Genomic DNA, 3938 nt, shown 5'->3' on the forward strand with positions numbered 1-3938 from the left:
GCAGAAAAATATAATATTCCAATAGCAATACACTTAGATCATTTTGAAGTAGTAGAAGAGATAAAACATTTTATTGATTTAGGATTTAAATCAGCTATGATAGATGCTTCACATGAAGAGTTTGAAAAGAATATTGAAATTGTTAAAGAAGTAGTTGAATATGCACATAAAAATGACGTAACAGTAGAAGCTGAGCTTGGTAGATTAGGTGGACAAGAAGATGATTTAATTGTAGATGAGAAGGATAGTAAATATACTAATCCAAATCAAGCAAAGGAATATGTAGATAAAACAGGAATAGATTCATTAGCAGTAGCAGTTGGAACAGCTCATGGATTATATAAGGGAGAAGCAAAAATAGACTTTGATAGACTAAAAGAAATTAGAGATGTGGTAGATGTACCATTAGTACTACATGGAGCATCAGATATACCAGATGAATTAGTGAAAAAAGCAATATCTTTAGGAGTATGTAAGGTAAATGTAGCAACAGATTTAAAAATTCCTTTCTCAAATGCAGTAAAGAAATACTTTATAGAAAACCCAGATGCTAATGATCCAAGAAAATATATGACACCAGGAAAAGAAGCTATGAAAAAGGTAGTTGAACACAAGATTATGGTTTGTGGAAGTAATGGTAAGGCTTAATTGAATTTTAATGAGATTATAAATTTACTATGAATATGGGGGGAAAGAAATGATGCATCCAATGAAAGATATTGTTAATAGATATAAGAATGGTGAAAATGTAGGAATATTTTCGGTATGTTGTTCTAATAATTATGTAATTGAAGCTAGCATGGAGAAACTTTTAAATAAAGATATACCACTTTTAGTAGAAGCAACAGCAAATCAAGTTGATCAATTTGGTGGGTATACTGGAATGAAGCCAAAAGATTATGTGGAGTATATTTATAAAATAGCTGATAGGATTGGATTTCCTAAAGAAAGAATAATTTTAGGGGGAGATCATTTAGGGCCATTAACTTGGAAAGATATAGATGCAACTGAAGCAATGGAAAATGCTAAGGTTTTAATAAGAGAATATGTTTTAGCTGGGTTTACTAAAATTCATATAGATACAAGTATGCCATTAAAAGGAGATATTAAAAATAAAATATTTAATGATAGTTTAATAGCTGATAGAGCATCAGTTCTATGTAAAATTGCAGAAGAAACATATTTAGAACTTAAGAAGAAAGACAAAGATGCTATTCATCCAGTTTATATTATAGGTAGTGAAGTTCCTATACCTGGTGGGGCACAAGTTGAAGAAGAAGAGGAAGGACCTAAGGTAACAAATGTAGAAAATTTAAAGAATACAGTAAAAACATTTAAAGATGCTTTTGAAAGAATTGGAGTAAAAGAAGCCTGGGATTATGTAATAGGAGTTGTAGTACAACCAGGAGTAGAATTTAGTAGTGATTATGTATGGGAATATGATAGAGATGAAGCAAAAGATTTGAAAAATGAACTAAAAAAATACCCTCAATTAGTATTTGAAGCTCATTCAACAGATTATCAGACACCTAAATCTTTAAGAAAAATGGTGGAAGATGGATTTATAATATTAAAAGTTGGGCCAGCTTTAACATTTGGATTTAGAGAAGGCATATTTGCATTAAATATTATTGAAAATGAAATATTAAAATATGAATCAAATGGAGAATTATCTAATTTTATGGATATATTAGACTTTAGCATGATTAAGAATCCTAAGGATTGGATTAATCATTATTCAGGTACAGGGGAAAAAATAAAGTTAGAAAGAAAATATAGCCTATCTGATAGGGCAAGATATTATATGCCTAAGGATGATGTTAATTTTGCCCTAGAAAAACTTATGAATAATTTAGAGGAAAGAGAAATTCCAATAACAATTATAAGCCAATTTATGCATGAACAATATAAAAAGATTAGATCAGGAAGCCTAAAGCCAATAGCTAAAGAACTATTAAAAGATAGAATTGGCGAATATCTAGATGATTATATATATGCCATTGAAAATAAATAAGAAAATCCAGATTATAATGATTAAAGAAAGTATATCCCAGCAGAAAAAGAAGCTGTGAAAAAGGTAGTTAAACACAAAATTATGGTTTGCGGAAGCAATGGACTATAATAGTAAGATAGGAAAATTTAAGAAGATATAATAATATTTTAGAGGAAATAATATTAGACTATAACTTAATATTATTTCCTCTTATTAAATTATAAAAAACATGGAACTTTTTTTGATTCTTTAAGATTGTTAATAAATCTACAAATTATCAGAAAATTCCAAATTATTAGTATAGGGAGAAATTAACTGTTATAATAATATTGGGGAGCAATGTTTAAAATTATTTATATAGGAGGATTTTGGTATGTTTCAATTTGAGACTCAGTTGAAGAAATTAAAGCACGAAGTTTTAACAGAAGTTGCTAAATTAGCTAAGAATGGAGAATTAACCACTGAATCAATAGAAAAAATTCCTTATGAAATCATAAAAGGGGACAAGGCAATGTATAGATGCTGCGTTTATAAGGAAAGAGCTATTGTATTAGAAAGAGCAAAACTTGCTGCAGGTTATTTAGCTAATGGGGATAATATTGATGATGAGTTTGTAGATATTAGAGAAGAAGACCAAATAATTTACGTTATTGAAGCTGCTTGTGATAGATGTCCAATTAACAAATATAGTGTTACAGATTCTTGTAGAGGGTGTTTAGCTCATAAATGTCATGAAGCATGTAATTTTGGAGCAATTCATTATGTTGGCGGTAGAGCTTATATTAATCAAGAGCTTTGCAAGGAATGTGGAATGTGTAAGAAAGCATGTCCTTATGATGCAATAGCAGAAGTAATGAGACCATGTAAGAGAGTTTGTCCAACAGGAGCTTTAGATATAAATCAAGAAGATAGAAGAGCCATTATAAAGGAAGAAAAATGTGTTAACTGTGGTAGCTGTATGACAGCATGTCCATTTGGAGCTATTTCAGATAAGAGCTTAATAGTTCCAGTAGCAAAGAGACTTGCAAGAGAAAGAAAAATGTATGCTATAGTAGCTCCAGCAATTGCAGGACAATTTGGACCTAAGGTTAGCTATGGACAAATTAAGAATGCCATTAAGAAGCTAGGCTTTACTGATATGTTAGAAGCAGCTTGTGGAGCTGATGCAGTAACAGTTCATGAAAGTAATGAATTTATAGAAAGAATGGAAAAGGGAGATAAGTATATGACTAACTCTTGTTGTCCAGGATTTTTAAATTATATAGAAAAAACTATGCCTTCAGAAGTTGAAAGAATTTCAGGAACAGTATCACCTATGATAGCAACAGCTAGATATATTAAAAGTATTGATCCAGAAGCAAAGGTTGTATTTATAGGACCTTGTACTGCTAAGAAAAATGAAGCAGCAAAAAAATCTGTAAAGGGAGCAGTAGATTATGTTCTAACTTTTGAAGAAATATTAGCATTATTTGATGCCTTTGATATAGAAGTAGAAGAATGTGAAGAAGAAGTAGTTGATGAAGCATCAATTTATGGAAGAGGCTTTGGTGCTCATGGTGGTTTAACAGCAGCTATTGAAAATTATATTAAAAGTCAAGGCTTAGAAATAAGCTTTAATCCAGTAAAAGTTTCAGGTGGAATAGAAATTAAAAAAGCTATGACTATGGGTAAGGTAGGAAAGCTACAAGGAAACTTTATTGAAGGAATGATGTGTGAAGGTGGATGTATAAATGGTGCTGGAACTATAGCTACTCCATTTAAGTCTAAATCAACATTCAATAAGATAAATTCCCAAGCGTCTAGAAAATCAGTTATAGATAATGAAAAAATTAAAGAATATGAAAATATTGATTTAGAAAGAAAATAGATTTATAAAAAAACTCCTTAGTAAACTTGACCCTGTCAAGTAGACAATAGGAAAAAAGACTCTTCATTATGCGGCATG

3 protein-coding genes and 1 pseudogene are annotated in these 3938 nt (G+C 30.3%); all 4 read left to right on the forward strand.

Translation table 11 applies throughout. From position 1 onward, the window contains the following. Positions 1-648, forward strand: a 648-nt coding sequence (gene gatY, locus HUJ77_RS14410; protein WP_291709784.1) for a tagatose-bisphosphate aldolase subunit GatY, incomplete at its 5' end; no start/stop codon positions are given. Between the two features lie 49 nt (positions 649-697). Further along, on the forward strand, positions 698-2014 hold the full coding sequence (locus HUJ77_RS14415; protein ID WP_291709786.1) for a class II D-tagatose-bisphosphate aldolase, non-catalytic subunit: 1317 nt from the start codon (positions 698-700) through the stop codon (positions 2012-2014). Then, positions 2015-2122: pseudogene (gene kbaY, locus HUJ77_RS15475) on the forward strand (tagatose-bisphosphate aldolase subunit KbaY); the annotation flags it as partial. 244 nt (positions 2123-2366) lie between these two features. Then, positions 2367-3860, forward strand: coding sequence for a 4Fe-4S dicluster domain-containing protein (locus tag HUJ77_RS14420; RefSeq protein WP_291709788.1), 1494 nt, complete (start codon positions 2367-2369; stop codon positions 3858-3860). The last annotated feature ends 78 nt before the right edge of the window (positions 3861-3938 follow it).

Origin of the sequence: Clostridium sp., assembly GCF_021443865.1 — a bacterium.
Classification (GTDB): domain Bacteria; phylum Bacillota; class Clostridia; order Clostridiales; family Clostridiaceae; genus Clostridium.

Bases quoted from the DNA above. Each gene is read 5' to 3' on its own strand.
- HUJ77_RS14420 (WP_291709788.1), top strand. From the start codon at position 2,367: ATGTTTCAATTTGAGACTCAGTTGAAGAAATTAAAGCACGAAGTTTTA.
- HUJ77_RS14415 (WP_291709786.1), top strand. From the start codon at position 698: ATGATGCATCCAATGAAAGATATTGTTAATAGATATAAGAATGGTGAA.